At 72.4% G+C, this 24992-nt stretch carries 20 protein-coding genes and 1 tRNA gene; 5 read left to right on the top strand and 16 right to left on the bottom strand.

The annotated features are described in order from the left end of the window. Positions 1 to 46: 46 nt before the first annotated feature. The 3 genes from ACFWR9_RS00285 to leuS form a co-directional block, all read right to left on the bottom strand. Positions 47 to 892 carry a DegV family protein gene (locus ACFWR9_RS00285; protein WP_383833111.1) on the bottom strand — a complete coding sequence of 282 codons (846 nt, stop codon included), beginning with the start codon at positions 890 to 892 and terminating at the stop codon, positions 47 to 49. Between the two features lie 73 nt (positions 893 to 965). Continuing rightward, entirely contained in the window at positions 966 to 1700 is a 735-nt protein-coding gene (locus ACFWR9_RS00280; RefSeq protein ID WP_383833108.1) for a hypothetical protein, read from the bottom strand. A 232-nt stretch (positions 1701 to 1932) separates the two neighbouring features. Further along, positions 1933 to 4833: a leucine--tRNA ligase gene (gene leuS, locus ACFWR9_RS00275; RefSeq protein ID WP_383833105.1), complete on the bottom strand. Its 2901-nt coding sequence runs from the start codon at positions 4831 to 4833 to the stop codon at positions 1933 to 1935. A 538-nt stretch (positions 4834 to 5371) separates the two neighbouring features. On the opposite strand from leuS, the gene ACFWR9_RS00270 reads away from it, so the two are divergent. Beyond that, positions 5372 to 6619: a cytochrome b/b6 domain-containing protein gene (locus ACFWR9_RS00270; RefSeq protein ID WP_383833102.1), complete on the top strand. Its 1248-nt coding sequence runs from the start codon at positions 5372 to 5374 to the stop codon at positions 6617 to 6619. Further along, complete coding sequence (locus tag ACFWR9_RS00265; RefSeq protein WP_383833099.1) at positions 6616 to 8226, top strand: NADH-ubiquinone oxidoreductase-F iron-sulfur binding region domain-containing protein; 1611 nt, start codon at positions 6616 to 6618, stop codon at positions 8224 to 8226. Before ACFWR9_RS00270 ends, ACFWR9_RS00265 begins: the two co-directional genes overlap by 4 nt. A 64-nt stretch (positions 8227 to 8290) precedes the next feature. Here the strand turns inward: ACFWR9_RS00265 and ACFWR9_RS00260 are convergent. The 7 genes from ACFWR9_RS00260 to ACFWR9_RS00230 all read right to left on the bottom strand — a co-directional run bounded on the left by ACFWR9_RS00260 (position 8291) and on the right by ACFWR9_RS00230 (position 12668). Beyond that, positions 8291 to 8363: transfer RNA gene (locus ACFWR9_RS00260), tRNA-Ala, on the bottom strand. A gap of 118 nt (positions 8364 to 8481) precedes the next feature. After that, positions 8482 to 9153 (bottom strand): histidine phosphatase family protein, encoded by a 672-nt coding sequence (locus ACFWR9_RS00255; RefSeq protein ID WP_383833095.1) that lies wholly within the window; start codon positions 9151 to 9153, stop codon positions 8482 to 8484. Then, the gene (rsfS, locus tag ACFWR9_RS00250; RefSeq protein WP_383833092.1) at positions 9150 to 9596 is read right to left on the bottom strand and encodes a ribosome silencing factor; all 447 of its coding nucleotides are present in this window, start codon (positions 9594 to 9596) and stop codon (positions 9150 to 9152) included. Before rsfS ends, ACFWR9_RS00255 begins: the two co-directional genes overlap by 4 nt. Positions 9597 to 9700: 104 nt before the next feature. Continuing rightward, entirely contained in the window at positions 9701 to 11440 is a 1740-nt protein-coding gene (locus tag ACFWR9_RS00245; RefSeq protein ID WP_383833089.1) for a LytR C-terminal domain-containing protein, read from the bottom strand. A 16-nt stretch (positions 11441 to 11456) separates the two neighbouring features. Continuing rightward, positions 11457 to 12152, bottom strand: a complete 696-nt coding sequence (gene nadD, locus ACFWR9_RS00240; protein WP_383833086.1) for a nicotinate-nucleotide adenylyltransferase — start codon at positions 12150 to 12152, stop codon at positions 11457 to 11459. 59 nt (positions 12153 to 12211) lie between these two features. Continuing rightward, a complete protein-coding gene (locus ACFWR9_RS00235; RefSeq protein WP_383833083.1) occupies positions 12212 to 12379 on the bottom strand; it encodes a hypothetical protein in 168 nt (55 codons plus the stop codon). A 127-nt stretch (positions 12380 to 12506) separates the two neighbouring features. Further along, on the bottom strand, positions 12507 to 12668 hold the full coding sequence (locus ACFWR9_RS00230; protein ID WP_181849443.1) for a hypothetical protein: 162 nt from the start codon (positions 12666 to 12668) through the stop codon (positions 12507 to 12509). Between the two features lie 141 nt (positions 12669 to 12809). Here ACFWR9_RS00230 and ACFWR9_RS00225 point away from each other — a divergent pair, with 141 nt between their 5' ends. Then, complete coding sequence (locus tag ACFWR9_RS00225) at positions 12810 to 13964, top strand: M48 family metallopeptidase (protein WP_383833079.1); 1155 nt, start codon at positions 12810 to 12812, stop codon at positions 13962 to 13964. Positions 13965 to 13998: 34 nt separating this feature from the next. Here the strand turns inward: ACFWR9_RS00225 and ACFWR9_RS00220 are convergent, their stop codons facing one another. From ACFWR9_RS00220 to proB, 5 genes are all read right to left on the bottom strand, one after another. Then, positions 13999 to 15069, bottom strand: coding sequence for a hypothetical protein (locus ACFWR9_RS00220; protein ID WP_383833076.1), 1071 nt, complete (start codon positions 15067 to 15069; stop codon positions 13999 to 14001). Positions 15070 to 15166: 97 nt separating this feature from the next. After that, positions 15167 to 15736, bottom strand: a complete 570-nt coding sequence (locus ACFWR9_RS00215) for a hypothetical protein (RefSeq protein ID WP_383833074.1) — start codon at positions 15734 to 15736, stop codon at positions 15167 to 15169. A 79-nt stretch (positions 15737 to 15815) separates the two neighbouring features. Next, on the bottom strand, positions 15816 to 17102 hold the full coding sequence (locus ACFWR9_RS00210) for a glutamate-5-semialdehyde dehydrogenase (RefSeq protein WP_383833071.1): 1287 nt from the start codon (positions 17100 to 17102) through the stop codon (positions 15816 to 15818). Positions 17103 to 17184: 82 nt separating this feature from the next. Further along, positions 17185 to 17706 (bottom strand): hypothetical protein, encoded by a 522-nt coding sequence (locus ACFWR9_RS00205; RefSeq protein WP_383833533.1) that lies wholly within the window; start codon positions 17704 to 17706, stop codon positions 17185 to 17187. 143 nt (positions 17707 to 17849) lie between these two features. Beyond that, a complete protein-coding gene (gene proB, locus ACFWR9_RS00200) occupies positions 17850 to 18956 on the bottom strand; it encodes a glutamate 5-kinase (RefSeq protein ID WP_383833530.1) in 1107 nt (368 codons plus the stop codon). A gap of 209 nt (positions 18957 to 19165) precedes the next feature. Here proB and ACFWR9_RS00195 point away from each other — a divergent pair, with 209 nt between their 5' ends. After that, the gene (locus ACFWR9_RS00195) at positions 19166 to 21319 is read left to right on the top strand and encodes a hypothetical protein (RefSeq protein ID WP_383833068.1); all 2154 of its coding nucleotides are present in this window, start codon (positions 19166 to 19168) and stop codon (positions 21317 to 21319) included. Between the two features lie 112 nt (positions 21320 to 21431). On the opposite strand, the gene galE is transcribed toward ACFWR9_RS00195, so the two are convergent. After that, a complete protein-coding gene (gene galE, locus ACFWR9_RS00190; RefSeq protein ID WP_383833066.1) occupies positions 21432 to 22403 on the bottom strand; it encodes a UDP-glucose 4-epimerase GalE in 972 nt (323 codons plus the stop codon). 343 nt (positions 22404 to 22746) lie between these two features. Between galE and ACFWR9_RS00185 the strand changes: the two genes are divergently transcribed. Continuing rightward, positions 22747 to 24981, top strand: coding sequence for a CDP-glycerol glycerophosphotransferase family protein (locus ACFWR9_RS00185; RefSeq protein ID WP_383833064.1), 2235 nt, complete (start codon positions 22747 to 22749; stop codon positions 24979 to 24981). The last annotated feature ends 11 nt before the right edge of the window (positions 24982 to 24992 follow it).

Genomic DNA, 24992 nt, shown 5'->3' with positions numbered 1-24992 from the left:
CGCGCGCCGGCTCAAGGGCTCAACGCCTCAACGGCTCAACAGCCCCTCACCGCGACGAGACCACGACCCCCAGCAGCCCGGGCCCGGTATGCGCCCCGATCACCGCACCGACCTCGCTCACATGCAGGTCGGCCAGCCCGGGCACCCGCTCCCGCAGACGGTCCGCCAGAGCCGACGCCCGGTCCGGGGCGGCGAGATGGTGGACGGCGATGTCGACGGGTGCGCTGCCCGCCCGGTCGGCGGCGATCTCCTCCAGCCGGGCGATGGCCTTGGACGCCGTCCGGACCTTCTCCAGGGGCTCGATGCGGCCACCGTCCAGTTGCAGCAGCGGTTTCACGGCGAGCGCGGAGCCGAACAGCGCCTGGGCCGCCCCGATCCGGCCGCCCCGGCGCAGATAGTCGAGGGTGTCGACGTAGAAGTAGGCGGAGGTGCCCGCGGCCCGCTTCTCGGCGGCCGTGACGGCCTCGTCCACCGTGCCGCCCGCCTCCACCGCGTCCGCGGCGGCGAGCGCGCAGAATCCGAGGGCCATCGCGATCATCCCCGTGTCCACGACGCGCACCGGGACCGGCGCCTCACGGGCCGCGACGACGGCCGCGTCGTGCGTGCCGGACAGCTCGGCGGAGAGATGCAGCGAGACGATGCCGTCGACGCCTGACTCGGCGATCTTCCGGTAGGTCTCGGCGAACAGGGCGGGGCTGGGGCGGGAGGTGGTGACCGGGCGCCGTTTCTGCAGGGCCTGGGCCAGGGAGCGGGTCGAGATCTCGGTGCCCTCCTCCAGCGCCCGGTCGCCCAGGACGACGGTCAGGGGTACCGCGGTGATGCCGTGCCGCTCCATCGTCCGGGCCGGGAGGTAGGCCGTTGAATCGGTGACGATCGCGACATGGCGGGACATGAGCTGGAGGTTACCTGGCGTACTGTCCGTCCGGCAGCCCGGCCCCGGTGACCGGGTGTTCACCGGGCCGTGGTCAGGTCGTGCTCTCCGGGCGGGGCTTCTTCTGCCACGGGTACACGGGGTTCGGTCCGGGCGGGTCGATTGCGGGGCGCGCAGCCTCCTCCGCCGGCTCCTGGACCGGGGGCTCCGGCCAACTCTGGCGGGCGGCGGGGGCGTCGGCGGCCGGGGCCTCGGGCCAGGGCGGCGGAGCGGCGGCGGGCTCGGTCTCCGTCCAGTGCCGCAGGGCACCGGCCTCGACGTCGATCTGCGCGCTCAACGAGTCGAAGTCGTCGTCCGCGAAGCGGCGGGCCCGGTCGCGGGCCGCCCAGCGCAGGGACTCGGCCGACCGGGTGATGCGCTCGGTGCGCTCGCGCAGCGAGGGCAGCAGCTCGGCGAGCGACACGCGGTCCGGCTCGGACTCCAGCCGCCGCAGCTCGCCGTCGAGTTCGAAACCGTGGGCGCTGAGCCGCTCGAAGAGGGCCAGCGACTCCTTGAGGGACGCGTCCTCCGCCACGCGCGCGTGCAGCGCGTCCTGCGTGGCCCGAATGGACGTGCGCAGGCTCAGCCGCAGCTGGGCCAGCTCACCGACCGGGCCGACCTGGACGAGGGACTTCGCGCGCAGGGTGTGGTCCTCGACCGTGCGCCGGGCCTGGGTGATACCCCGGTCCACGCTGCGCTTGGCCGCGCCGACCGCCTTCACCGTGGCGTAGACGCCCAGCACCACGGCGAGCACGAAGAGCAGGGCGAAGACGGTGATCACTGCTTCCACGAAGCTCCTCCTCCGAGCGGCCGGCCCGCGCGCGCCGGCGTCCGCGGCACTCTCCGCGCCGCTCTTCCACGGTAAACGCAACGGGCAGGCCCAGGGTTCCGGCGGAACCCCGAACCTGCCCGTACCCGACCCCGAACCTCCCCGTAAGGGATCACCCCGAGGCCGGCGAGAAACCGGCGCGCGCGACCGCACGCGCGACGCACTCAGGACTCACCCACGACGCACGCAGGACTCACGCGGGAACGATGTTCACCAGCTTCGGCGCCCGCACGATCACCTTCCGGATCCCGGCCCCGCCCAGCGCGGCCACGACCTTCTCGTCGGCCAGCGCCGCCTTCTCCAGGTCGTCCTCGGAGATGGCCGGGTCGACCTCCAGCCGCGCCTTGACCTTGCCCTTGACCTGCACGACGCAGGTCACGGTCTCGTCGACGACGTAGGCCGGGTCGGCCACCGGGAAGTCGTGGTGCACCACGGAGTCCGTGTGCCCCAGCTTGCGCCACAGCTCCTCGGCGACGTGCGGGGCCAGCGGCGCGACCAGCAGCACCAGACGCTCGGCGACCGGGCGCGGGACCGCGCCGCCCACCTTGGTCAGGTGGTTGTTCAGCTCGGTGACCTTGGCGATGGCGGTGTTGAACCGCATGCCCTCCAGGTCCTGCCGGACCCCGTCGATGGCCTTGTGCAGGACGCGCAGCGTGTCCGTGTCGACGTCGGAGTCCGCGACGTCCGTGACGGTCACCTCGCCGGTGTTCTCGTCGACGACGTTGCGCCACAGCCGCTGCAGCAGCCGGAACTGGCCCACCACCGCGCGGGTGTCCCAGGGCCGGGAGACGTCCAGCGGGCCCATCGCCATCTCGTACAGGCGCAGCGTGTCGGCGCCGTACTCGGCGCAGATCTCGTCGGGCGTGACCGCGTTCTTCAGGGACTTGCCCATCTTGCCCAGCAGCCGGGAGACCTTCTCACCCTGGTAGAAGTAGGCGCCGTCGCGCTCCTCCACCTCGGCGGCCGGCACCGCGATGCCGCGGCTGTCCCGGTAGACGTAGGCCTGGATCATGCCCTGGTTGAACAGCTTGTGGAACGGCTCGGCCGAGGACACGTACCCCAGGTCGAACAGCACCTTGGACCAGAAGCGCGCGTACAGCAGGTGCAGCACGGCGTGCTCGGCGCCGCCGACGTACAGGTCGACGCCGCCGTGCGGCAGGCCCTCGCGCGGGCCCATCCAGTACTGCTCGATCTCCGGGTCGACCAGGCGCTCGGAGTTGTGCGGGTCCAGGTAGCGCAGCTCGTACCAGCAGGAGCCGGCCCAGTTGGGCATGGTGTTGGTCTCGCGGCGGAACCGGCGGGGGCCGCGCCCGTCGCCCAGGTCCAGGGTGACGTTCACCCAGTCCGCGTTGCGCGACAGCGGCGTCTCGGGGCGGGTGTCGGCGTCGTCCGGGTCGAAGGTGCGCGGCGAGTAGTCCTCGACCTCGGGCAGCTCCAGGGGCAGCATCGACTCGGGCAGCGAGTGGGCGATGCCGTCCTCGTCGTAGACGATCGGGAAGGGCTCGCCCCAGTAGCGCTGGCGGCTGAACAGCCAGTCGCGCAGGCGGAAGTTGACGGTGCCCGCGCCGGTGCCGGTGCGCTCCAGCCACTCGGTGATGCGCTCCTTGGCGTCGGCGACGCCCAGACCGTCCAGGCTGATCTCGCCGTTGGACGAGTTCATGATCTTCGCGTCGTAGGATCCGAAGGCGTCCTCCCACGAGGCCGGGTCGGTGCCGCGGCCGTCGGTCGGCTCGACCACGCAGCGGATCGGCAGCTCGAAGGCGCGCGCGAACTCGAAGTCGCGCTGGTCGCCGGCCGGGACGGCCATGATCGCGCCGGTGCCGTAGCCCATCAGCACGTAGTCGGCGATGAAGACGGGGACCTGCTCGCCGTTGACCGGGTTGGTCGCGTAGGCGCCGATGAAGACGCCGGTCTTGTCCTTGGCCTCGGCCTGCCGCTCGACGTCGGACTTGGACGCGGCCTGCGCGCGGTACGCGGCCACCGCCTCGGTCGGGGTGGCGTGGCCGCCGGTCCACACCTGGTGGGTGCCCTCGGGCCAGGCGGCCGGGGTGAACTTCTCGACCAGGGGGTGCTCGGGGGCCAGCACCATGTAGGTGGCGCCGAACAGGGTGTCCTGGCGGGTGGTGAAGACGGTGATGCGCTCCCCGTCGACGGGGAAGTCGACGCGGGCGCCCTCGGAGCGGCCGATCCAGTTGCGCTGCTGCAGCTTGATGGCCTCGGGCCAGTCCAGCTCGTCCAGGTCGTTCAGCAGCCGGTCCGCGTAGGCGGTGATGCGCATGTTCCACTGGCGCAGCTTGGACTTGAAGACGGGGAAGTTGCCGCGCTCGGAGCGGCCGTCGGCGGTGACCTCCTCGTTGGCCAGCACGGTACCCAGCCCGGGGCACCAGTTGACGGGCGCGTCGGAGGCGTAGGCCAGGCGGAACTCGCCCAGGACGTCGGCGCGCTCGGCCTCGCTCAGCGTGCTCCAGGCGTGTCCGAAGTGGCCCGGGATCGCGCGCTCACCGGACGCGAACTGGGAGACCAGCTCGTCGATGGGGCGTGCCTTGCCCGCCTCCTCGTCGTACCAGGAGTTGAAGATCCGCAGGAAGATCCACTGGGTCCACTTGTAGTACTCGGGGTCGATCGTGGCGAACGACCGGCGCTTGTCGTGGCCCAGACCCAGCCGGCGCAGCTGGCTCACCATGTTCTTCATGTTGGCCTCGGTGGACACGCGCGGGTGCGTGCCGGTCTGCACCGCGTACTGCTCGGCGGGCAGTCCGAAGGCGTCGAAGCCCAGGGTGTGCAGGACGTTGTGGCCGGTCATCCGCTGGAAGCGGGCGAAGACGTCGGTGGCGATGTACCCCAGGGGGTGGCCGACGTGCAGGCCCGCGCCGGAGGGGTACGGGAACATGTCCATGATGAACTTCTTGGGCCGGGCGACCAGCTCCGGGTCGCCCGCCAGGTCACCCTTGGGGTTCGGCGCCGCGTACGTCTCGTCGGCGTCCCAGAAGTCCTGCCAGCGTGCCTCGATCTCGGCGGCCATGGCGGCCGTGTAGCGGTGCGGCGCGGCGTCCGCCGACACAGGGGCGGTCGCCGCGGGGTTCGTCTCGCTCATGATCCTCAAAGCTCCATCGATCGTCTCTGCCAGCGGCTGCGACCTTCAAGACCAGCGGCAACCAGCGGCTGCGAAGGCCGGGAAATGAAAAATCCCCTCGCACAGGAGGGGACGCCGCGCCGATTCCGGCCACCGGACTTCGACCGGGGTCGGGACTGATCAGCGCGGCTCGCTAAGCAGAAGGCGTACGGCACGCATGGCGCCAGGGTACCGCAGTCGCCGATCGGGCCGCGACGCGCCTTCCGGCCACCCGCGCGGCCGGCAAACCTGAACCAAGGTCAAAGGTTACTTCGCGTAACAACCAGTAAGGGGACAACACTACAAGCGCACTGTCGTTTGATAACAGCGCAATAACTCAAACCTCGTACCCACGGGTATGGCGCCACTTAGAGTGCGGCAGCGGGACCGCTTTCCCGAACCGCTCCGGAGTTGCCCCCATGAACCCTCCCCCGATCCGCCCTCCGCTCCACCCTTCGCTCCACCCTCGCGACACCAGCTCGCCGCCTCCCCGCGCGTCCCTGACGTGGGGAGGTCTGCCGTGGTGACGACCGACAGCACGGTCGACGACACCTTCGCCGAGTTCCTCAACTTCGGCGCCGGCGTCCTCTCCCTCGTCTTCCTCAGCTGCTCGGTGATCTGGGGACTCCTCGCCCAGGACCGGATCGTCCTCGACACCCGCCAGCGGATCCTGGCCCAGGCCGTGCACCGGATCACAGCGGTCGCCTCGGTCGTGTTCCTCCTGGTGCACATCGGGGTCAAGCTGGCCCTGGACCACACCACCTGGGTCGCCGCGGTCCTCCCGTTCGGGCTGCTCGCCACGGACGACGAGGAGTTCGGCGGCCGGGGCGTCCTGATCGGCTTCGGCACCCTGGCCAGCATGCTCATGATCTTCGTGAGCGTCACCGGCGCCCTGCGCACCCGCTTCACGTCCGCGCCCCCCGTGGCCTCCCGCTGGCGGGCCATGCACATGCTGGCCTACCCGGCATGGTGCCTGGCCCTGCTGCACGGGCTCTACGCGGGTCGCGCGGCGCAGCCGGTCTTCACGATCCTGTACGGCCTGTCCGTGCTGGGCGTCATGGGAGCCCTGGCCCTGCGGGCGGCCCCCCGCCCGGTCAGGCGCAGGGCCGCCGCCCGGATCGCCGCCTTCTTCGGGACCGGGGAGCGGCCGGTCCGCGAGGAGCGGGCGGAGGAGCTGCCCCAGTGGAAGGACCCCGCCGCACTGCCCGGCTACGAGCAGGCCGGGGGGAGGCGGCGGCGCGGGAGGTCCGCACCGCTGTACGAGAGCGCCGAGCGCGTGACCCCGCCGGAACCCGCGAGCGGCTTCGCGGCGGCCTACCGCGCCGTGTCCGGCCCTTCGGGCGCCCGCCGGCCACCGCTGGCGGGCGACGGGACCGGGTCCCACACGCTGCCGCCCGACATGCGCCCCACCGAGGCCATGCCCTACGTGGACAGCGCCGCCGGCACCTCGGGGAGCTGGCCCATACCGTCGCCGCCACCGGTCGGCGAGGCACCCCCGTCGGCCTACGACCCGCTCAACGACACGGGACACACCATCCCGGTCTACGGCAATCCGGACGCCTCCGGCTACGGGTCGAGTGACGTGTACGACACCGCTGAGACGAACGCCGTCTACGACACGTACTACCCGAACGACACGTACAACAGCGGTCCCGCCACTGAACCAACCCCCGGTACGCCGACACTTGGTACGCCTTCGTCGGCCTACGACTTCGACGCACCGGGTTCGGGCGAACCTTGGAACACGCCTTCCGGAGGCCATAAGTGAACGAGGCCCTGCCCGACGTCCCAGAAGTCCGCGTGGTCGGTCTTCCCCAGCTCACGTCGGGCTTCGACCTTGTCGAGCGCCTGGATCTGCCGATGCACCTCAAGGTGCACGGTCCGCTCGAACCGATGGGCGGGGAGCAGCTCGCGCAGCTCTCCGAACGCATCAGCCTGAAGGGCCGCGGCGGCGCGGGCTTCCCCTTCCACAAGAAGCTGCGCTCGGTCGCCGAGGCGGCGATCAAGCGCGGCGTACGACCGGTCGTGGTCGTCAACGGCAGTGAGGACGAGCCGGCCTGCCGCAAGGACACGGTGCTCATCAACCGTGCCCCGCACCTGATCCTGGACGGTGCGCTGCTGTGCGCGGAGGCGATGGGCGCCCGCACCCTCGTCATCGGGGTCACCCGCGAGTCCACCCAGCGCTCCATGGAGGCCGCTCTCGCCGAACGCGGCCTCGGCAACGGCCGCCGCTCCGCCCTGCGCGCACGCGTGCAGCGCAACCCGGTCCGCATGGTGACCGGCGCGGCGGCCTCGCTGGTCCGCTCCATCGACGGCGGCCCGGCGATCCCGTCCGGCCGCAAGGTCAGCGCCTCCAGGAGCGGCGTCGGCGGCGCCCCGACCCTGCTGTCCAACGCCGAGACCTTCGCCCAGCTCGCGATCGCCGCCCGCATCGGCCCGGAGCGCTACGGCAACACCGGGCTGTACGACGAGCCCGGCACCGTGATGCTGACCGTCTCCGGCGCGGTCGCCCGGCCCATGGTGATCGAGGTGCCGACGGGTGTGCCGCTGCGCTACGTCCTCCAGCTGGCCGGCGCCCCGCCGGTGCCGCAGGGCGTGCTGACCGGCGGGTACCACGGCAAGTGGATCGACTCGGCGAGCGTCGACGAGGCGATCGTCTCCCGCAACTCCCTGCAGCAGGTGGGCGGCTCGCTCGGCGCGGGCGCGATCCTGCCGATCGGTCAGGACACCTGCCCGCTGGGCGAGTCCCTGCGGGTGGCCCAGTGGCTGGCGGAGGAGAGCGCGGGCCAGTGCGGCCCCTGCTACCTCGGTCTGCCGGCCGCCGCGCGCGGTCTGGAGGACATCCTGAACGGCGGTGGCCCGGCCGCCCTGGAGGCGGTCAAGCAGGTCGCGCGGAACGTGAAGCGGCGCGGCGCCTGCTCGCACCCGGACGGCTCGGCGATGTTCCTGGAGTCGACCGTCAGCGCGTTCACGGACGACCTCGCCGCCCATGTCCTCGGCAACGGCTGCGGACGGCCCGTGGAGGGCGTCCTGCCGCTCTTCGAGGGGGGCAGGACCCCTACGGGCGTCCCCGGCGGCGAGGGCGGCAACGGCCCCAGCCGCCAGAAGATCTACGTCGACTGGACACTGTGCCGGGGCCACGGGCTGTGCGCGGACATCCTCCCGGAGGTCTTCCAGCTCGGCGCCGACGGTTTCCCGACGGTCGCGCAGGCCGAGGTGCCGCGGTTCGCGGAGGCCAAGGCGGTGCGCGCGGTGCGCCGCTGCCCCGCGCTGGCCCTGCGGATCGAGGAGGAGCTCCGCGGGCCGGCGCCTTCCTCGCGCACCAACCTGCCGGTCCTCTCCCAGGGCCGGGGACGCCGGGCGCTCGGCCGCTGACGAGGGAGACGGACACACGAACAAACCCCCCGGATCATGATCCGGGGGGTTTCTCCGTGAACTGTGGAGCTAAGGAGAATTGAACTCCTGACCTCCTGCATGCCATGCAGGCGCTCTACCAACTGAGCTATAGCCCCTGGTGCCACGCGGCCGGGCCGCATGGTCTTTCGCTCCGCTCGGCGGGGCGAACAAGAAGAACTTTAGCCTGCGGCCTGCCGGAAAGTGAAATCCGGGGACCGGGCCGCCGCCCGCGACTCAGTCGTCGTCGCCGAGCACCGGTTCCGGCAGCGTGCCGGCGTTGTGCTCCAGCAGACGCCAGCCGCGCGCGCCCTCGCCCAGGACCGACCAGCAGCAGTTGGTCAGGCCGCCGAGGCTCTCCCAGCTGCGCGGGTCGAGGCCCAGCAGGCGGCCGATGGTGGTGCGGATGGTGCCGCCGTGGCTGACCACGACGAGGGTGCCGTCCTCGGGGAGCTTCTCGGTGTGCCGCAGCACCACGGGCGCCGCGCGGTCGGCGACCTCGGTCTCCAGCTCGCCGCCGCCGCGGCGCACGGGCTCGCCGCGCTTCCACGCCCTGTACTCCTCGCCGTGCCGGGCGATGATCTCGTCGTGGGTCAGCCCCTGCCAGACGCCCGCGTAGGTCTCCCGCAGGCCCTCCTCCAGGGTCACTTCGAGGCCGGTGAGCACGGACAGCTCGGCGGCCGTGTCCGCGGCGCGCGCGAGGTCGGAGGCGACGATCGCGTCGGGCCTCAGGTGGACCAGCAGCTCCGCCGCGCGGCGGGCCTGGGAGACGCCGGTCCCGGTCAGCTCGACGTCCGTGCTGCCCTGGAAGCGGCGCTCCACGTTCCACGCGGTCTGGCCGTGCCGCCAGAGGATGACGCGCCGGCCGCGGCCCGGCCGGCCCGCCGCCACCTCGCCGGTGGCGCTCATCGCCAGTCCCCGTCGGTCTCCGTCGCCTCCTCGGCGGCCTGGAGCCTGGCGTGCTCCTCGGCCTTGCCGCGGGTCTCCTTGGCGTCGGCGGGCAGCTCCAGCTCGGGGCAGTCCTTCCACAGCCGCTCCAGGGCGTAGAAGACGCGCTCCTCGCTGTGCTGGACGTGGACGACGATGTCGACGTAGTCGAGCAGGACCCAGCGGGCCTCGCGGTCGCCCTCGCGGCGCACCGGCTTGACACCCAGTTCCTTGTTCAGCCGCTCCTCGATCTCGTCGACGATCGACTTGACCTGGCGGTCGTTGGGCGCGGAGGCCAGCAGGAAGGCGTCCGTGATCGACAGCACGTCGCTGACGTCGTAGGCGATGATGTCGTGCGCGAGCTTGTCGGCCGCGGCCTGCGCGGCGGTGCTGATGAGTTCGATGGAGCGGTCGGTCGCGGTCACTGCCTGGCTTTCGGGTCGGCGGTCGGTTGACCTCAAGGGTCTCACGACCGCCGACGGCGGCCCACGCGACAAGTGCGCCGCCGCCCCGCGAGGGCCCGTGGCTCCTACGACGCCGGTTCGTAGTCCTGACCGAGCACCACCGAGACCAGCGCGTTCGCGGAGGTCTTCCCCTGGGCGACGGCGCCGTCGGGCAGGCCCAGGGTCTTGGCGACCTGGACGGCGTTCTCCTTGTCGCCGGCCTCGGCGTAGACGACCTCCGACTTGGCCTCGGTGCCGGAGGCGGCGCCGCCCGACACGAAGGTGAAGCCGCCGTTCAGCAGGACGACGCGGGCCTTGCCGGTGCGGTCCTCGACGCCGGTGGCGTTGCGGACGGAGACGCTGACGGCCGCGTCCTTGTCGGGGCTCTTGGCGGCGCCGCCGAGGATGTCCTTGACGACGCTGTCGCTCGCCTCGGCGCTGAGCGAGCCGCCGTCCTCGACGGGCAGCAGCTCGGTCCTGAAGTCACCGCCCTTGGCGAGGTCGGAGAGCCCGGCGAGGAACGAGCCGAGGTCCTTCTCGGTCAGCGGCGGGTCGAGGATCAGCCCGAGGGTCTGGATGGTGGTCGTCGCGGCCTGCGGGTCGGAGGACAGTTTGCGCAGCACCCCCTGCATGACCTGCCCGAACCGCTGCAACTGGGCGTCGGCCTGCTCGCCCGAGCCGCGGTGGGTGGCGTAGGCGACGGCCATTTTGCCGCTGAGGGTCTGGCCCCGGCCCTTGCGCACCAGGGGCGTCGCGCCCTTGTCCTTGGCCTCCGGGTCGGCGACGTCGGCGTTGGTGTCGACATCGATGTTGCCGACCAGGTCGACGAGGATCTGGAGGTACGGGGTGTCCAGGCGCCAGGTGCCCTCGATGTCGGTGCCGAGGGAGGAGTCGAGGGCGGTCCGGGTGGCGTCGGGGCCCTCGTCGTCGACGGACTTGGCGAGCGTGGTGGTGCTGCCGTCGTCGCCGGTCAGGGCGAGGGCGTTGGGCACCAGTACCGCGGTGCCCTGCTTGGTGGTGGTGTTGTCGACGAGCAGCGCGGTGGAGGTGCCGCCGCCCTTGGTGTCGTGCAGGTGGACGGCGATCACGTCGCGCTTCTGGGCGCCCGCCGCCGTCGTACCGCCGGTCTTGTCGTCGGAGGAGCCCACGCCGGGGAGCTTTCCGGCGTACCAGAGGTAGCCGACGCCGCCGACCGCGACCAGGGCCAGGACGACGACGAGGGCGACGACACGCGCGCGTGCGCGCCGCCGGGCCTCCTCGCGGCGCTCGGTGCGGTTCTCCGTGAACTTCATCCAGTCGATGACGTCCTCGGAGTCGTCGGCCGGCTCCTCGACGAAGGCGAACTGCTCGGTCCGGTAGTCCCGGTCGGCATCGGCGGGGGCGGACGGCTGCGGTTCCTCGCGCGGGCCCGCCTGCTGCGGGATGTGCGGGGTCTGCTCGGCGACCCGGGGCTGCGGGCCGCTGGTCGCGGCCTGGCCGTAGGGGTCGTACGGCTGCTGCGCGGCGGGGCCGCCTGCGTGCGTGCCGGGAGCGTAGCCGTAGTCGGGGACCGGAGGCTGCTGTCCGGTGTCGTAGCCGCCCTGGTGGCCGTAGGGATCGTACGGCTGCTGGGGCGCCTGGTGGCCGCCCGTGGCGTACGGGTCGTAGCCGTAGCCCTGCCGCTGCCCGTACTGCTGCGTGTACGCGTCGTACGGCTGCTGCTGCGCGCCCGGTCCGGTCCGGTCCGGGCCCTGAGCCTGGCGGTAGACCGGCCGGCCGTACTCGTCGTAGCCGACGAGTTCGTACTGGTCGTCGCCGCCGTATCCCGCGTCGTATCCGTCGTTCACCGGTGCCCCTCTCGGTTCACTCGCCGCGGTACAGCTGGCGTTTGTCGATGTAGCGCACGACTCCGTCCGGCACCAGGTACCAGACGGGATCGCCCTTGGCGACTCTCGCACGGCAGTCCGTGGAGGAGATGGCGAGGGCCGGGACCTCGACGAGCGAGACGCCGCCCTTGGGGAGTCCGGCGTCCGTGAGGGTGTGGCCGGGCCGGGTGACGCCGATGAAGTGCGCCAGGGAGAACAGTTCCTCGCTGTCGCGCCAGGTGAGGATCTGGGCGAGGGCGTCGGCGCCGGTGATGAAGAACAGGTCCGCGTCCGGGTTGAGGGCGCGCAGGTCGCGCAGGGTGTCCACGGTGTAGGTGGGGCCGCCGCGGTCGATGTCGATGCGGCTCACGGAGAACTGCGGGTTCTCGACGGTCGCGACGACGGTCATCAGGTAGCGGTCCTCGGCCGCGGACACCGTGCGGTGGCTCTTCTGCCAGGGCTGTCCGGTGGGCACGAACACCACCTCGTCGAGCTGGAACTGCGCGGCGACCTCGCTGGCCGCCACGAGGTGCCCGTGGTGGATCGGGTCGAAGGTGCCGCCCATGACGCCCAGCCGGCGCTTGCCCGGCGACGACGGGCCGTTGCCCGGACCGGTGGCGCGGGCGGGCACCGCGTTCTGCGTGCCGCGCCCCGGCGTGTGCGCCGGGGCGGTAGGCGTGTCCTGCTCTCCCATGCGTGCAGACCCTACCGGCCCGCCCCGGGCGCCCCGGCCGCCCCCACAGGCACGGGTGCTCAGCGGTCGCGGTTGAACCGGGTGGTGATCCACAGCAGGAGCATCAGGCCGATGAACGCGCCGATGCCGGTGACGTAGGGGCTGAGGCTCTCGTGGTTGCCGCCGTGCTCCTCGCCGCCCTCGGCGGCGAGGGTGGCGAACTGGGCGGCGCTGAGGGGAAGGCTCATCGGCAGGACCTATCCGGTGTGGGCGGGACAAGACGTCCGCTCATCGTATGCGGGCCGCTCCCGGGCGATCACGCCGACTCCGCCGATGGTGCCGGGCCGCAGGGTTCCGGGGAACCTTCGGATCGCCTCAGTCGTCCTTCCGCTTGTACCCCCGCAGCAGGAACCACGCGGTCAGCACACACCCCAGGACCATGACGATCAGGACGATCCGGAGCAGATTCCCCGGCCCCTGCTGCTCGGCGGCGGTCGCGGCTCCGGCGAGCCAGTCGGCGTGGGGGATGTGCTGCATGGCGTGGACTCCTTCGACGTACTGCCCGTCCACGGTATCTCCGCCTAGGCTGGGCCCGGCTCCGGGGGTGCAAAGGACCGCACAAGGGTTCGCAAAGGCCAGACACACGCACAGGCCACACACACGCACATGGGGGAAGACATGTCCGACGGCCATCAGGACAACGGGCACGAGCACGTGCCGAGCCGGCAGCGCAGGCGCTTCCCGGGGATCTCCTCGCGTGCGTACGAGCATCCGGCCGACCGCAGCGCACTGGTGGCGCTGCGCAAGCTGAGCGGTTTCGACACGGTCTTCAAGGCGCTGAGCGGCCTGCTGCCCGAGCGGAGTCTGCGGCTGCTGTTCCTGTCCGACTCGGTGCGCGTCTCGGACCGGCAGTTCAACCATCTGAACGTCATGCTGCGCGACGCCTGCTACATCCTGGACCTGGAGAAGGTCCCGCCGATGTACGTCAACCAGGACCCGGTGCCGAACGCGATGTGCATCGGCCTGGACGAGCCGATCATCGTCGTCACCACGGGCCTCGTCGAGCTGCTCGACGAGGAGGAGATGCGGGCGGTGGTCGGGCACGAGGTCGGGCACGCGCTGTCCGGGCACTCGGTCTACCGGACCATCCTGCTCTTCCTGACCTCCCTCGCCGTCCGGGTCGCCTGGATCCCGCTGGGCAACGTGGCGATCATGGCGATCGTGACCGCGCTGCGCGAGTGGTTCCGCAAGTCGGAGCTGTCCGCCGACCGCGCGGGTCTCCTGGTGGGCCAGGACATCCAGGCGTCCATGCGCGGCCTGATGAAGATCGCGGGCGGCAACCACCTGCACGAGATGAACGTGGACGCGTTCCTGGAGCAGGCCGACGAGTACGAGGCCGGGGGCGACCTGCGCGACTCCGTGCTGAAGATCCTGAACGTGCTGCCCCGTACTCATCCGTTCACCACGGTGCGGGCGGCCGAGCTCAAGAAGTGGGCGGCCTCCCGGGACTTCCAGCGGATCATGGACGGCCACTACCCGCGGCGCGACGAGGACAAGGACACCTCGGTCCGGGACTCCTTCCGGGAGTCGGCGTCCCACTACGCGACGCATGTGCGCGGCTCCAAGGACCCGCTGATGAAGCTGGTCAACGACATCGCGGGCGGCGCCGGTGACCTCGGCGACCGGATGCGGCGGGGCTTCGGCGGCTTCACGTCCTCCCAGCCGCGGCCGCCCGGGGACGCGAACGGGTCCTCCGAGGGGTCCTCCGAGGGCCCGGCAGGCACCGACGGCCCGGAGAACCCGGACGACCGCCCGCCGCGCGACGGCGCCTGAGCCCCGGCGCGCCACTCCGGGCGCCCCGGGGGCGTCACACCTTGGGCTGGGCGCTCGCCGCGAGGGTGCCGCACAGGGCCGTGGCGCTGTCCGAGGTGTACGGGTCGGTGCCGGCCGGGGCGCCGGTCCTGGCCGTCTGCCCGGCGAGCAGCGGCCGCAGGTGGTTCGCCGAGTCCTCGGTGCAGGAGAGCGGCCCGGCCTGGACGTAGGAGGCGACCAGCTGCGTCTGGTGCAGCCGCAGGTCCTCCCGGTCGTAGCGGAAGTGCAGCTCGCGCCGGACGGTGAAGAGCGACGTCCCGGCCCGCTGGTCACCGGCGGCCCGCAGCGCGTAGACCATGGTGTGGTCGGCGGTGACCTCCAGCGTGGACGCGTCGGTCTCCACGGCCCGCAGGCTGCCGTTCACCCGGATCCCGGAGTCGGCCAGCTCGGCCCGGGCGGGGTCGAAGCGCACCAGCCACCCGGTGGGCGCGTGCCGTCCGTCCGCGGTGGGCCGCTCGAAGCTCTCGTCGAACTGGTGGAGCTGGTCAGGGTCGAGCAGCACCCGCACCGAGCGCACTTCCCGGCCGCCGAGCACGTCCGGGTCCAGCGCCGAGCGGACGATGTAGTTCTTGGCGGTGGTCAGCGCGTTCAGCACCTGGTCCTCGGAGAAGTGCGCCGTGCGCCGGGCCCCCGGCAGCGGGACGCCCTCGGCGGCGGTGCGGAACTGCGCGGCGGGACTGTGCTCGTAGAGGAAGCCGGCGTCGTCCGCGCCGGGCACCCGGCCCTGGGGTGCGAGCGGCACGACCGTCATCCGCACCGGTTCGGCGGCCCGCTGCGCGGAGGGGTTCTGGTACGGGTGCCGTACGCCCATGTAGATGGCGGTGCCGAAGGCGACGGCGATCAGGACGACGAGGACGAGCGCCTGCCGGGAGAAACCGGCCCGGCGCAGCGGCGGGCGGCGGCGGACGGCGGGGGCGTGGTCGGTGATGCGTTCCTGGGCGGAGAACTCCTGGAGCCGGGCAGCGCGGACGAACGACTCGTCGAAGACGACGGATCGGTATTCGTCCTCTCCGCCGCCGGGGGCACCCTCGGGCGTCCCTCCGGGCGGATCGCCAAGCCCTGCCATACCTTCAGAGTAGGTCGGCGGAAGGTCGCGTAAACGCGCCGGTGCAGGTCAAGTTGGGCCGGCTTCCGGCCGCCGGAGAGCAGGTCAGGAGAGCAGGTCAGGGGCTGCGCGGAAGCACCGGGACGGCCGGCTGGGAGTAGTCGGCGGAGGCCGAGGGGGTCACGGTGCCGCCCTGTTCGGGCCCGGTCGACGCGGGTGGCGGCACCTGCTGTGTGCCGCTGCCCGAGGAGGCTCCCCGGTAGACGGCCACGAAGGCCAGCGCGACCATGCCCACGCCCATCACGAGGGCGAGCATCCAGGCGACGGGCCGGTGCCAGCGGACCTGCTTGCCGTACGCGGGAGGTGCGCCGTACGGGCGGTCCAGGAGGTCGCGGTCGTCGTCCGGGTCGTCGAGGTCGGGATCATGGCCGAAATCGCCGTACCCGTCGTCGTAGCGCTCGGCTCTGGTGCGGCCGCGGCGGGCCGCTTCGGCCTCGGTGGCCTCGGCTCTGGCCTGTGCGGCGGCCAGGAGGCGCTCGACGGCGGTCGGCTCGTGCACCGCGGCCGCCCGTACGAAGGCCTCGTCGAAGACCACGGAGGCGAACTCTTCGTCCGACACCCCGCGGTCGTGTTCGTCGTCGGGCTCCCAGCCGTCGGGAAACGGCGTACCCCCCACGTCCTCCGGCACGGATCCAGAGTAGACCTGGGGGGTCGATTTGGGCAGACGGCCGGGAAATTCGTCCGTTGGGTGGGATGCCCCGATCGCGTCAGCGCCGTACGTGCCCGTCGCCGGTGACGATGTACTTGGTGCTGGTCAGCTCCGGCAGCCCCATCGGCCCCCTGGCGTGCAGCTTCTGGGTGGAGATGCCGATCTCGGCGCCGAAGCCGAACTGGCCGCCGTCGGTGAAGCGGGTGGAGGCGTTCACCGCGACCGTCGTGGAGTCGACCAACTGGGTGAACCGGCGGGCGGCCTGCTGCGAGGTCGTCACGATGGCCTCGGTGTGGCCGGAGGTCCACAGCCGGATGTGCTCGACGGCCTTGTCGAGGGAGTCGACGACCGCCGCGGCGATGTCGTACGACAGGTACTCCGTCTCCCAGTCCTCCGGTGTGGCCTCGACGGCCGTCACCTTGGAGTCCTCGGCGTACGCCATCACGCGCTCGTCGGCGTGCACGGTGACCCCGGCCTCCGCGAGGGCGTCCAGGGCGCGGGGCAGGAAGTCGGCGGCGATGTCCTGGTGGACCAGGAGGGTCTCGGCGGCGTTGCAGACGCCGACCCGCTGCGCCTTGGAGTTGACCAGGATGTCGACGGCCGTGTCGAGGTCGGCCCGCGCGTCGACGTAGACGTGGCAGTTGCCGGTGCCGGTCTCGATGACGGGCACGGTGGACTCCTGGACGACGGTGTTGATCAGCGAGGCGCCGCCGCGCGGGATGAGGACGTCGACCAGCCCGCGGGCCCGCATCAGCTCGCGCACGCTCTCGCGGCTCTCGCCGGGCACCAGCTGGACCGCGTCGGCGGGCAGCCCGGCCCCGCCCACGGCGTCGCGGACCACCCGGACCAGGGCGGTGTTGGACTGGTAGGCCGAGGACGAGCCCCGCAGGAGCACCGCGTTGCCGGACTTGAGGCACAGGGCGGCGGCGTCGACGGTCACGTTGGGCCGGCCCTCGTAGATGATGCCGACCACGCCGAGCGGCACCCGGACCTGACGCAGGTCGATGCCGTTGGGAAGGGTGGAGCCGCGCACGACCTCGCCGACCGGGTCGGGCAGCGCGGCGACGTCGCGCACGTCGGAGGCGATGGCGCGGACCCGCTCCGGGGTCAGGGTGAGCCGGTCGATAATGGCCTCGCTGGTCCCGGCCGCGCGGGCCTTGGCCACGTCCTGGGCGTTGGCCTCGACGATCTCGCTGGTCCGGACCTCCAGCGCGTCCGCGACGGCGAGCAGCGCGTCGTCCTTGACGGCCCGCGGCAACGGCGCGAGGTCGGCCGCGGCGGACTTGGCCCGGTAGGCGGCCCGGGTGACCGGGGACATCGAGTCGTACGGCGAGAGCGTGGTCATGAGGGCAGCGTAGTAGGCCGAACGGGGGCGTCCACCAGTTGTCCCAAACCCCGAGACTTGCAACGGACGGTACGGAACCCCACTAAAAGGGGTGGACCCCGACCGGGGTCGCCGGGGCCGGGCCGTACCCCGCCGCGATGCGCTGATGGTAGGTGGCCCGGTCGATGACCTCCAGGCCGACGATCTCCCACGGCGGCAGGCCCGCGGTCTGCCGGTGCTCGCCCCACAGGCGCAGGGCGACGGCGGCGGCGTCGTGCAGGTCGCGGGCCTCCTCCCAGTACCGGATCTCCGCGTGGTCGTCGGCGTACCTGCTGGTCAGCAGGAAGGGATGGTCGTGCGCGAGCTGTTCGAGGGCGCGCCGCACCTCGGTGAGGGGGGCGCGGGCGCCGGAGACGCTGAGGGTGACGTGCCACAGGCGCGGGGTGTGCCCGGGGTCCTCGCCCCGGAACCGGTCGCCGGCCGCGACGCTGGTCAGGGCGCGTTCGTCGCCGGGCGCGCGGGCACCGTTGCGGGAGCCGCCGGGACGGGCGCCCGTGCCGCCGCGGGAGACCGAGCCGCCGCGGGAGGCGGTACCACCGCGGGACGCCGCCGGTCCAGGGCGCACTCCGCTCACGACGGCCTCCTTCACACACACGGCTGGCCCGGCGGTCGGCCGGGTTCGTCCCCGAGGAAAGTTGAGCAGGCCGGGCGGGATCGCGGGGCGATTTTGCGGAACGTCCACCACCGATTCGGGGACGTTTCGGCCTATTACGGGTGCAGGATCACCAGATCGTCCCTGTGTACGACCTCACGTTCGTACGCCGGTCCCAGCTCGCGCGCCAGCTCCCGGGTGGAGCGGCCGATCAGCCGCGGGATCTCCTTGGCGTCGAAGTTGACCAGGCCCCGCGCCACCGCCCGTCCGGTGCCGTCCCGCAGCTCGACGGGGTCGCCCGCGGCGAACTCGCCCTCGGCGCCGGCGATCCCGGCCGGGAGCAGCGACTTGCGGCCCTCGACGACCGCGCGCACCGCCCCGTCGTCGAGGACGAGCGCCCCGCGCGGGGTGGAGGCGTGCTGGAGCCACAGCAGCCGGTCGGCGAAGCGCCTGCCGGTGGCGTGGAAGTAGGTACCGGTGTCGCCGCCGGCCAGGGCGTCGGCGGCGTGGACCGCGCTGGTCAGCACCACCGGGATGCCGGCCGCGGCGGCGATCCGGGCCGCCTCGACCTTGGTGACCATGCCGCCGGTGCCGACGCCCGCCTTGCCGGCGCTGCCGATCTCGATCTCCGCGAGGTCGGCGGGGGCGTGCACCTCGGCGATCCGGGAGGTGCCGGGCCTGCTCGGGTCGCCGTCGTAGACGCCGTCCACGTCGGACAGCAGGACCAGCAGGTCGGCCCGGACCAGGTGGGCGACGAGGGCGGCGAGCCGGTCGTTGTCGCCGAAGCGGATCTCGTCGGTGGCGACGGTGTCGTTCTCGTTGACGATCGGGAAGGCGCCCATCGCCAGCAGCTTGTCGAGGGTGCGGGAGGCGTTGCGGTGGTGCGCGCGGCGGCTCATGTCGTCGCTGGTCAGCAGCACCTGGCCGACGCGGACGCCGTAACGGGCGAAGGAGGCGGTGTAGCGGGCGACCAGCAGGCCCTGGCCGACGCTGGCGGCGGCCTGCTGGCGGGCCAGGTCCCGGGGGCGGCGGCGCAGGCCCAGCGGGGCGAGCCCCGCTGCGATGGCGCCGGAGGAGACGAGGACGATCTCACGCTCCCCACCGCTGCGGACCTTGGCCAAGACATCGACGAGCGCGTCGACCCGGTCGGCGTCCAGGCCGCCCGCGGAGGTGGTCAGCGAGGAGGAGCCGACCTTGACGACGATCCTGCGGGCCTCGCCCACGGCCTGCCTTGCCCCTGCCACGGTGCCGTCCGCCTCTCCCGTTCGACGCGCGCGAACCCCGCGCTCGCCCAGGCAATCTACGCGAAGGGGCACCCGCCCCGCGCCACGGTCCAGGCTGCGGACGGAGCGAGGGGACGTCCTGCGCGCGGGGGGTGGCGTCAACACGCGCGTGTCGTCGGGAGGCCGCCCGGCGTTAACCCGGATGTCCGATGCGCGACAAGCCTGGAGCGACCGCAGTGCCCCTCTCTCTGCCCCGCCCCCGCCTCCCCGGCCCCTCCCGCCTCCACCGCCTGCGCCTGCCCGGCCGGCGGACGGTAGTGAAGCTGCTCGTCCCGGGCGTCCTGGCGGCCGCCTTCACCGCGCAGGCGGTGGGCGCGCTGCTGCCGCACGTGCCGCTGCTGCTGGCCGCGACCGCCGGTTCGCTGGCCGCCGAGGGGGTGCTGTACCGGTGGCAGCGGGGCATGGTGTCGCTGTTCGCCAAGTCGCACGCCGACGTCACGGTCCGGCACGTGCTGCGGGACCTGCTGCTCGTGGTCGGACTGCTGCGGCTGGGCGAGCAGCACCGGGAGGGGGCGTACGCCCCGCTGGTCGCCGCGCTGCTCGTCTTCTACGGGCTGCACTGGGCGGTCCAGGCCGTGTCCGTCCTGGTCCGCCGCACCCGGACGCTGCCCGTGGTGACCCGGAACATCGACGCCTCGGCGCTGCGGCTGACACCGGCGCCCCCGCTGCTGCTGCGCCGCCCCGGGCACCGGCTGGCGGTCTTCGGGCTGCCGGCGTCGGCCGGGCTGCTGGCCACGGCGGTCACGGACGCGCCGGTGTGGGGCGCGGCGGGCCTCGGGCTGTCCCTGACGCTGGCACTGGCCGGCCTGTGCGCGCTGCTGACGCGGCTGCTGCCGGGTCGCCGGCCCGCGGGTGAGCAGGAGGTGCTCGACTGGTTCGAGGCGTGGCTGGCGGAGTACCGGCCGACGGCCGGCCTGTACTTCTCGGGCGGGGCGTCCTCGGCGTACCAGGCCAACATGTGGCTGGAGCCGCTGGCGCGGCTGGAGGGGCGGCCGGTGATCGTGCTGCGGGAGCGGTTCATGGTGCAGCGGATCGCGGCGACCGACATCCCGGTGGTGTGCCTGCCGAAGGTGTCCACGCTGATGCGCCTGGAGCACTCCACCCTCCGCGTCCTCCTGCACCCCTCGAACTCCGGGAAGACCTCACAGGTGCTGCGCATCCCCACCATCAAGCACGCCTTCGTCAACCACGGGGAGAGCGACAAGCTGTCCTCCTGCAACCCGTACGCGAAGGCGTACGACGAGGTGTGGGTGGCCGGTCCCGCGGCGCGCGAGCGGTACGCGCTGGCGGAGGTCGGTGTCGAGGACAAGGACGTGATGGAGATCGGCCGCCCGCAGCTCGGCGGCGTACGGCCGCACGCCGGGCCGCCCGCGCCGGGGGCGTTCACGACCGTGCTGTACGCGCCGACCTGGGAGGGCTGGGACGGCAACCCCGGCAACACGTCGGTGGTCGAGGCGGGCGAGCACCTGGCCCGGGCGCTGCTCGCGGACCCGGCGGTACGGCTGCTGTACAAGCCGCATCCGCTGACGGGGTCGGTGGATCCGCGGGCCCGGGCGGCCGATCTGCGCGTGCGGGAGCTGGTGCGGGCGGCGAACCGGGAGCGGGGCGGGCCCCGTCCGGCGCCGTCCGCCTCCGCCGAGCTGGCCCGGCGGACCGCGGAGCTGGACCGGCTCACCGCGCCCGGTTTCCGGCCGGCCGCCGACCAGACGGAGCGGATGCTGCGCCGTCCGGCGCCGGAGCCAGGTCGGGCGGAGGCGGTGGCGCGGGCGACGGCCGCCTGGGAGGAAGCGTACTGGGCGTCGCTGCCCGGGTGGGGGCACCAGGTGGTCACGGACGTCCGGCCGCCGCTGTACGCCTGCTTCAACCGGGCGGACCTGCTGATCAGTGATGTCTCCAGCGTGATCAGCGACTTCCTGGCGAGCGGCAAGCCGTACGCGGTGGCCAACACCAGCGGGCTGGCCGAGGACGTGTTCCGCAAGTCGTTCCCGACGGTGGTGGCGGCGACCGTGCTGACGCCGGACGCGGCCGGGGTGCCGGCGCTGCTGGACGCGGTCCGCCATCCGGAGCTGGACGAACTGGCCGGGGAGCGGGCCGCGTTGGCCCTGCGGCTGCTGGGCCCGGCGGGGCCGCCGCCCCAGGAGCGCTTCGCGGCGGCCGTCCGGTCGCTGTGCACGACGGCCGGGGAGCACCGGGCCCGCATGGCGGAGCGCCTCGCCACGGAGCTGCCCCTCCCCGGTCCCCGGCGCGGGCCCGCCCCGCTGCCCACGGCGTCGGCCGGCCCTGAGCCGCGGGGCCGCGCCTGAGCGCCGCCGCGCGGCCGGGCCCGAGCGCCGCCCCGGGGTCGCGCCTGAGCGCCGCCTCGGGGCCACGCCTGAGCGCCGCCGCGCCTGGGCGCTGCCGCGCGGCAGCCGGATGTCAGCCGTGCCGGTGGCGCCGGCCCTGCCAGGCGGAGTCGATCATGGCGTCCAGGTCGTGGCGGGCCGACCAGCCCAGTTCCTGGCGGGCGCGGTCGGCGGAGGCCACCACGCGGGCCGCGTCGCCGGGGCGGCGGGCGCTCACCCGCGGGGCGATGTCCTGCCGGCCGGCGACCTTGAGGATGCGGTCCACCATCTCGCGCACCGAACTGCCCTCACCGCGCCCCACGTTGAGGGTGAGCGCCGTCCCCTCCGGGGCGTCCGTCAGGCGCCGCGCGGCCGCGAGGTGGGCGGAGGCGATGTCCTCGACGTGGATGTAGTCCCGTACGCAGGTGCCGTCGGGGGTGGCGTAGTCGTCGCCGAAGACACGCGGGGCGTCGCCCGCCTCCAGGCGTTCGAAGACCATGGGGATGAGGTTGAAGACACCGGAGTCGGACAGCTCGGGGGCGGCCGCGCCGGCGACGTTGAAGTAGCGCAGTGAGGCGGCGCGGATGCCGTGGGCCCGGGCGGCGGCGTTGATCAGCCACTCGCCGGCCAGCTTCGTCTCGCCGTAGGGGCTCAGCGGCAGGCACGGGGTGTCCTCCGTGACGAGGTCCACATCGGGCATGCCGTAGACGGCGGCGGAGGAGGAGAAGACGAGGCGGCCGACGCCGGTGGACGTCATGGCCTCCAGGAGGGTCGCCAGGCCCGTGACGTTCTCCCGGTAGTAGTGGAGTGGCCGCTCCACCGACTCCGCGACCTGCTTCTTGCCCGCGATGTGCACCACACCTGTCACAGCATGGTCACGAATCACGCCCTCCAGGAGGGCTGCGTCGAGCACGCTGCCGACCACCAGCGGGACTCCGTCGGGGACGCGGTCGGTGCTGCCGGTGGACAGGTCGTCGTACACGACGACGCGTTCACCGCCGTCGACGAGGGCGCGCACCACATGCGCGCCGATGTACCCGGCTCCACCCGTGACCAGCCAGCTCATCCTCATGCCTCCCAGGTCTTCGTCACTGGGTGCAGACTCGTCCGTGGGCCCCGGAAAATCGAGTCGGGCACATGGGGCGGAATACGACGGAAGTCGGTAAAGAGGACAGGGGGGCCGAATGTGAGGAAGTTCTCCGGCCGCTTCCCGACGGCCGATTCGAGCCGCCGATCCCGGCCATTTCCCGCTGTGGCAGGGCACAGAGTGTCCGGCTACCGTGCCCACGGAAACTCCGCGTGAATCCTTTACGCTGATGCGGCGGCGCGCTCCAGGCCCGATGGCGCCCGGAGCGCGTTCCGGTCCCAGCCCGCGGTCCCGTGGTCAGTTCTCGGAACAGGTTGTAAGGATGCCCAAACTCTCTCTCGTTGTCCCCGTGTACAAGGTGCAGGGCTATCTGCCCGAGTGCCTTGACTCCGTACTCGGGCAGGACTGCACGGACTTCGAGATCATCGCGGTCGACGACTGCTCGCCGGACGGGTCCGGTGCCATTCTCGACGAGTACGCGAAACGGGACTCCCGGATTCATGTGATTCACCTCACGGAAAACGTGGGCCTGGGGCGCGCGCGCAACGCCGGTCTGGAAAAGGCCAGTGGTGATTACGTGTTGTTCCTGGACAGTGACGACACACTGTCCGACGGCGCGTTGTCGGCCATTGCCGACCGGCTGGAGGCCACCGGCAATCCCGAGATCCTGGTCTTCGACTACGCCCGTACCTACTGGGACGGCCAGGTCCGCCCGAACCTGCGGGCCGACCTGCTCAAGGAGGAGGGCCCGGACGCCTTCCCCCTCTCCGAGCGGCCCCGGTTGCTCGACCTGCTCCAGATCGTGTGGAACAAGGCGTACCGCCGCGACTTCGTCACCCGGGCCGGGCTCACCTTCCCGCCCGGGTACTACGAGGACGCCCCCTGGACGTTCTGCTCCATGATCAGCGCCGAGCGGATCGCCGTACTGGACCGTGTCTGCGTGCACTACCGGCAGCGGCGCGAGGGCGGCAACATCCTCAAGACGGTCAGCCGCAAGCACTTCGACGTCTTCGACCAGTACCAGCGGGTCTTCGACTACCTGGACGCGCACGAGGAACTCACCGAGTGGCGCGGCCCGTTGTTCCGCAAGATGGCCGACCACTACCTGACCATCCTGGAGCGGCCGGGCCGCCTGCCGCAGGACGCGCGGGCGGAGTTCTTCCACCGCGCCTCCGCCGACTACCGGGCCCGCGTGCCCAAGGGCTACACCCGTCCGGCCGGCGGCCGCGGCCACAAGTACGGGATGCTGGAGCGCGACGCGTACACGACCATGGTGAGCGCGCTGGCTGCGGTGAAGTTCCGCCAGCGGGTCAAGACCCGCACCCGCACCGCGCTCAACCGCTCCAAGCGCGGCGCGATGGGCGCCTTCTACCAGTCGCAGCTCAGGCTGCCGCTGGACGACAACCTGGTGCTGTTCTCCGCCTACTGGAGCCGCAGCGTCTCCTGCAACCCCGCCGCCATCGACGCCGAACTGGCCCGGCTGGCCCCCGGGATGCGCCGCGTGTGGGCGGTGCGCGCGGAGAACGCGCACCTGGCGCCCAAGGGCGTGAAGGTCGTCCGGGTGGGCTCCCGCGAGTACTGGGCGGCCCTGGCCCGCGCCAAGTACCTCGTGAACAACGTGAACTTCGCCGACTCCGTGGTCAAGCGCGAGGGCCAGATCCACGTGCAGACCCATCACGGCACGCCGCTGAAGACCATGGGCCTGGACCAGCGCAAGTACCCGGCCTCCACCGACATGGACTTCGAGAAGCTCCTGGAGCGGTGCGACCGCTGGGACTACAGCATCAGCTCCAACCAGTTCTCCACCATGGTCTGGGAGCGGGTCTACCCCTGCTCGTACACCACGCTGGAGACCGGCTACCCGCGCAACGACGCCCTCGTGAACGCCACGTCCGAGGACGTGCGCGCGGCCCGTGCGGCGCTGGGCCTTGCCGACGGCGCCAAGGCGTTCCTGTACATGCCGACGCACCGCGAGTACCAGCCGGGCTTCACGCCGCCGCTGGACCTGGGCCGGTTCGCCCGCGAACTGGGACCGGACGCGACCCTGCTGGTGCGCGGCCACTACTTCTACGGCAACTCCTCCCCGCACATCGCCGAGCTGCGCCGCACCGGCCGGATCGTCGACGTGTCCGGGCACGGCCGGGTGGAGGACCTGTACCTCGCCGCCGACGCGCTGATCACGGACTACTCCTCGGCGATGTTCGACTACGCGGTGCTCGACCGCCCGATCATCAGCTACGTCCCCGACTGGGACGTCTACTCCGCGGTGCGCGGCACCTACTTCGACCTGCTCCAGGAACCGCCCGGCGCGGTGGCCACCACGCAGACGGAACTGCTGCGACTGCTCGCCTCCGGCGCGTACGACAGCCGGGAAACGACCGAGCGCCGGGACGTCTTCCGCCGGCGTTTCTGCGAATTCGACGACGGACACGCAGCCGAACGTGTCGTACGACGCGTCTTCCTCGGTGAAGAGAGCCCGCTGCCCGTCGTCCCGTTCGGCGAACGCCACCACGCCCCGACCCCCGCCCAGGCGCTCGAACTGGTCGAGCGGGCCTGACCCCGAAAGGA

The sequence above is a fragment of the Streptomyces sp. NPDC058534 genome (assembly GCF_042717365.1).
Lineage (GTDB): Bacteria > Actinomycetota > Actinomycetes > Streptomycetales > Streptomycetaceae > Streptomyces.
Note: the sequence above shows the minus strand (reverse complement) of the source record. Positions and strands in the feature narration are given on the sequence as shown.

Bases quoted from the DNA above. Each gene is read 5' to 3' on its own strand.
- ACFWR9_RS00285 (WP_383833111.1), bottom strand. From the start codon at position 892: ATGTCCCGCCATGTCGCGATCGTCACCGATTCAACGGCCTACCTCCCG.
- leuS (WP_383833105.1), bottom strand. From the start codon at position 4,833: ATGAGCGAGACGAACCCCGCGGCGACCGCCCCTGTGTCGGCGGACGCC.
- ACFWR9_RS00255 (WP_383833095.1), bottom strand. From the start codon at position 9,153: ATGAGCGCCACCGGCGAGGTGGCGGCGGGCCGGCCGGGCCGCGGCCGG.
- nadD (WP_383833086.1), bottom strand. From the start codon at position 12,152: ATGGGAGAGCAGGACACGCCTACCGCCCCGGCGCACACGCCGGGGCGC.
- ACFWR9_RS00235 (WP_383833083.1), bottom strand. From the start codon at position 12,379: ATGAGCCTTCCCCTCAGCGCCGCCCAGTTCGCCACCCTCGCCGCCGAG.
- ACFWR9_RS00230 (WP_181849443.1), bottom strand. From the start codon at position 12,668: ATGCAGCACATCCCCCACGCCGACTGGCTCGCCGGAGCCGCGACCGCC.
- ACFWR9_RS00225 (WP_383833079.1), top strand. From the start codon at position 12,810: ATGTCCGACGGCCATCAGGACAACGGGCACGAGCACGTGCCGAGCCGG.
- ACFWR9_RS00220 (WP_383833076.1), bottom strand. From the start codon at position 15,069: ATGGCAGGGCTTGGCGATCCGCCCGGAGGGACGCCCGAGGGTGCCCCC.
- ACFWR9_RS00210 (WP_383833071.1), bottom strand. From the start codon at position 17,102: ATGACCACGCTCTCGCCGTACGACTCGATGTCCCCGGTCACCCGGGCC.
- ACFWR9_RS00195 (WP_383833068.1), top strand. From the start codon at position 19,166: ATGCGCGACAAGCCTGGAGCGACCGCAGTGCCCCTCTCTCTGCCCCGC.
- galE (WP_383833066.1), bottom strand. From the start codon at position 22,403: ATGAGCTGGCTGGTCACGGGTGGAGCCGGGTACATCGGCGCGCATGTG.
- ACFWR9_RS00185 (WP_383833064.1), top strand. From the start codon at position 22,747: ATGCCCAAACTCTCTCTCGTTGTCCCCGTGTACAAGGTGCAGGGCTAT.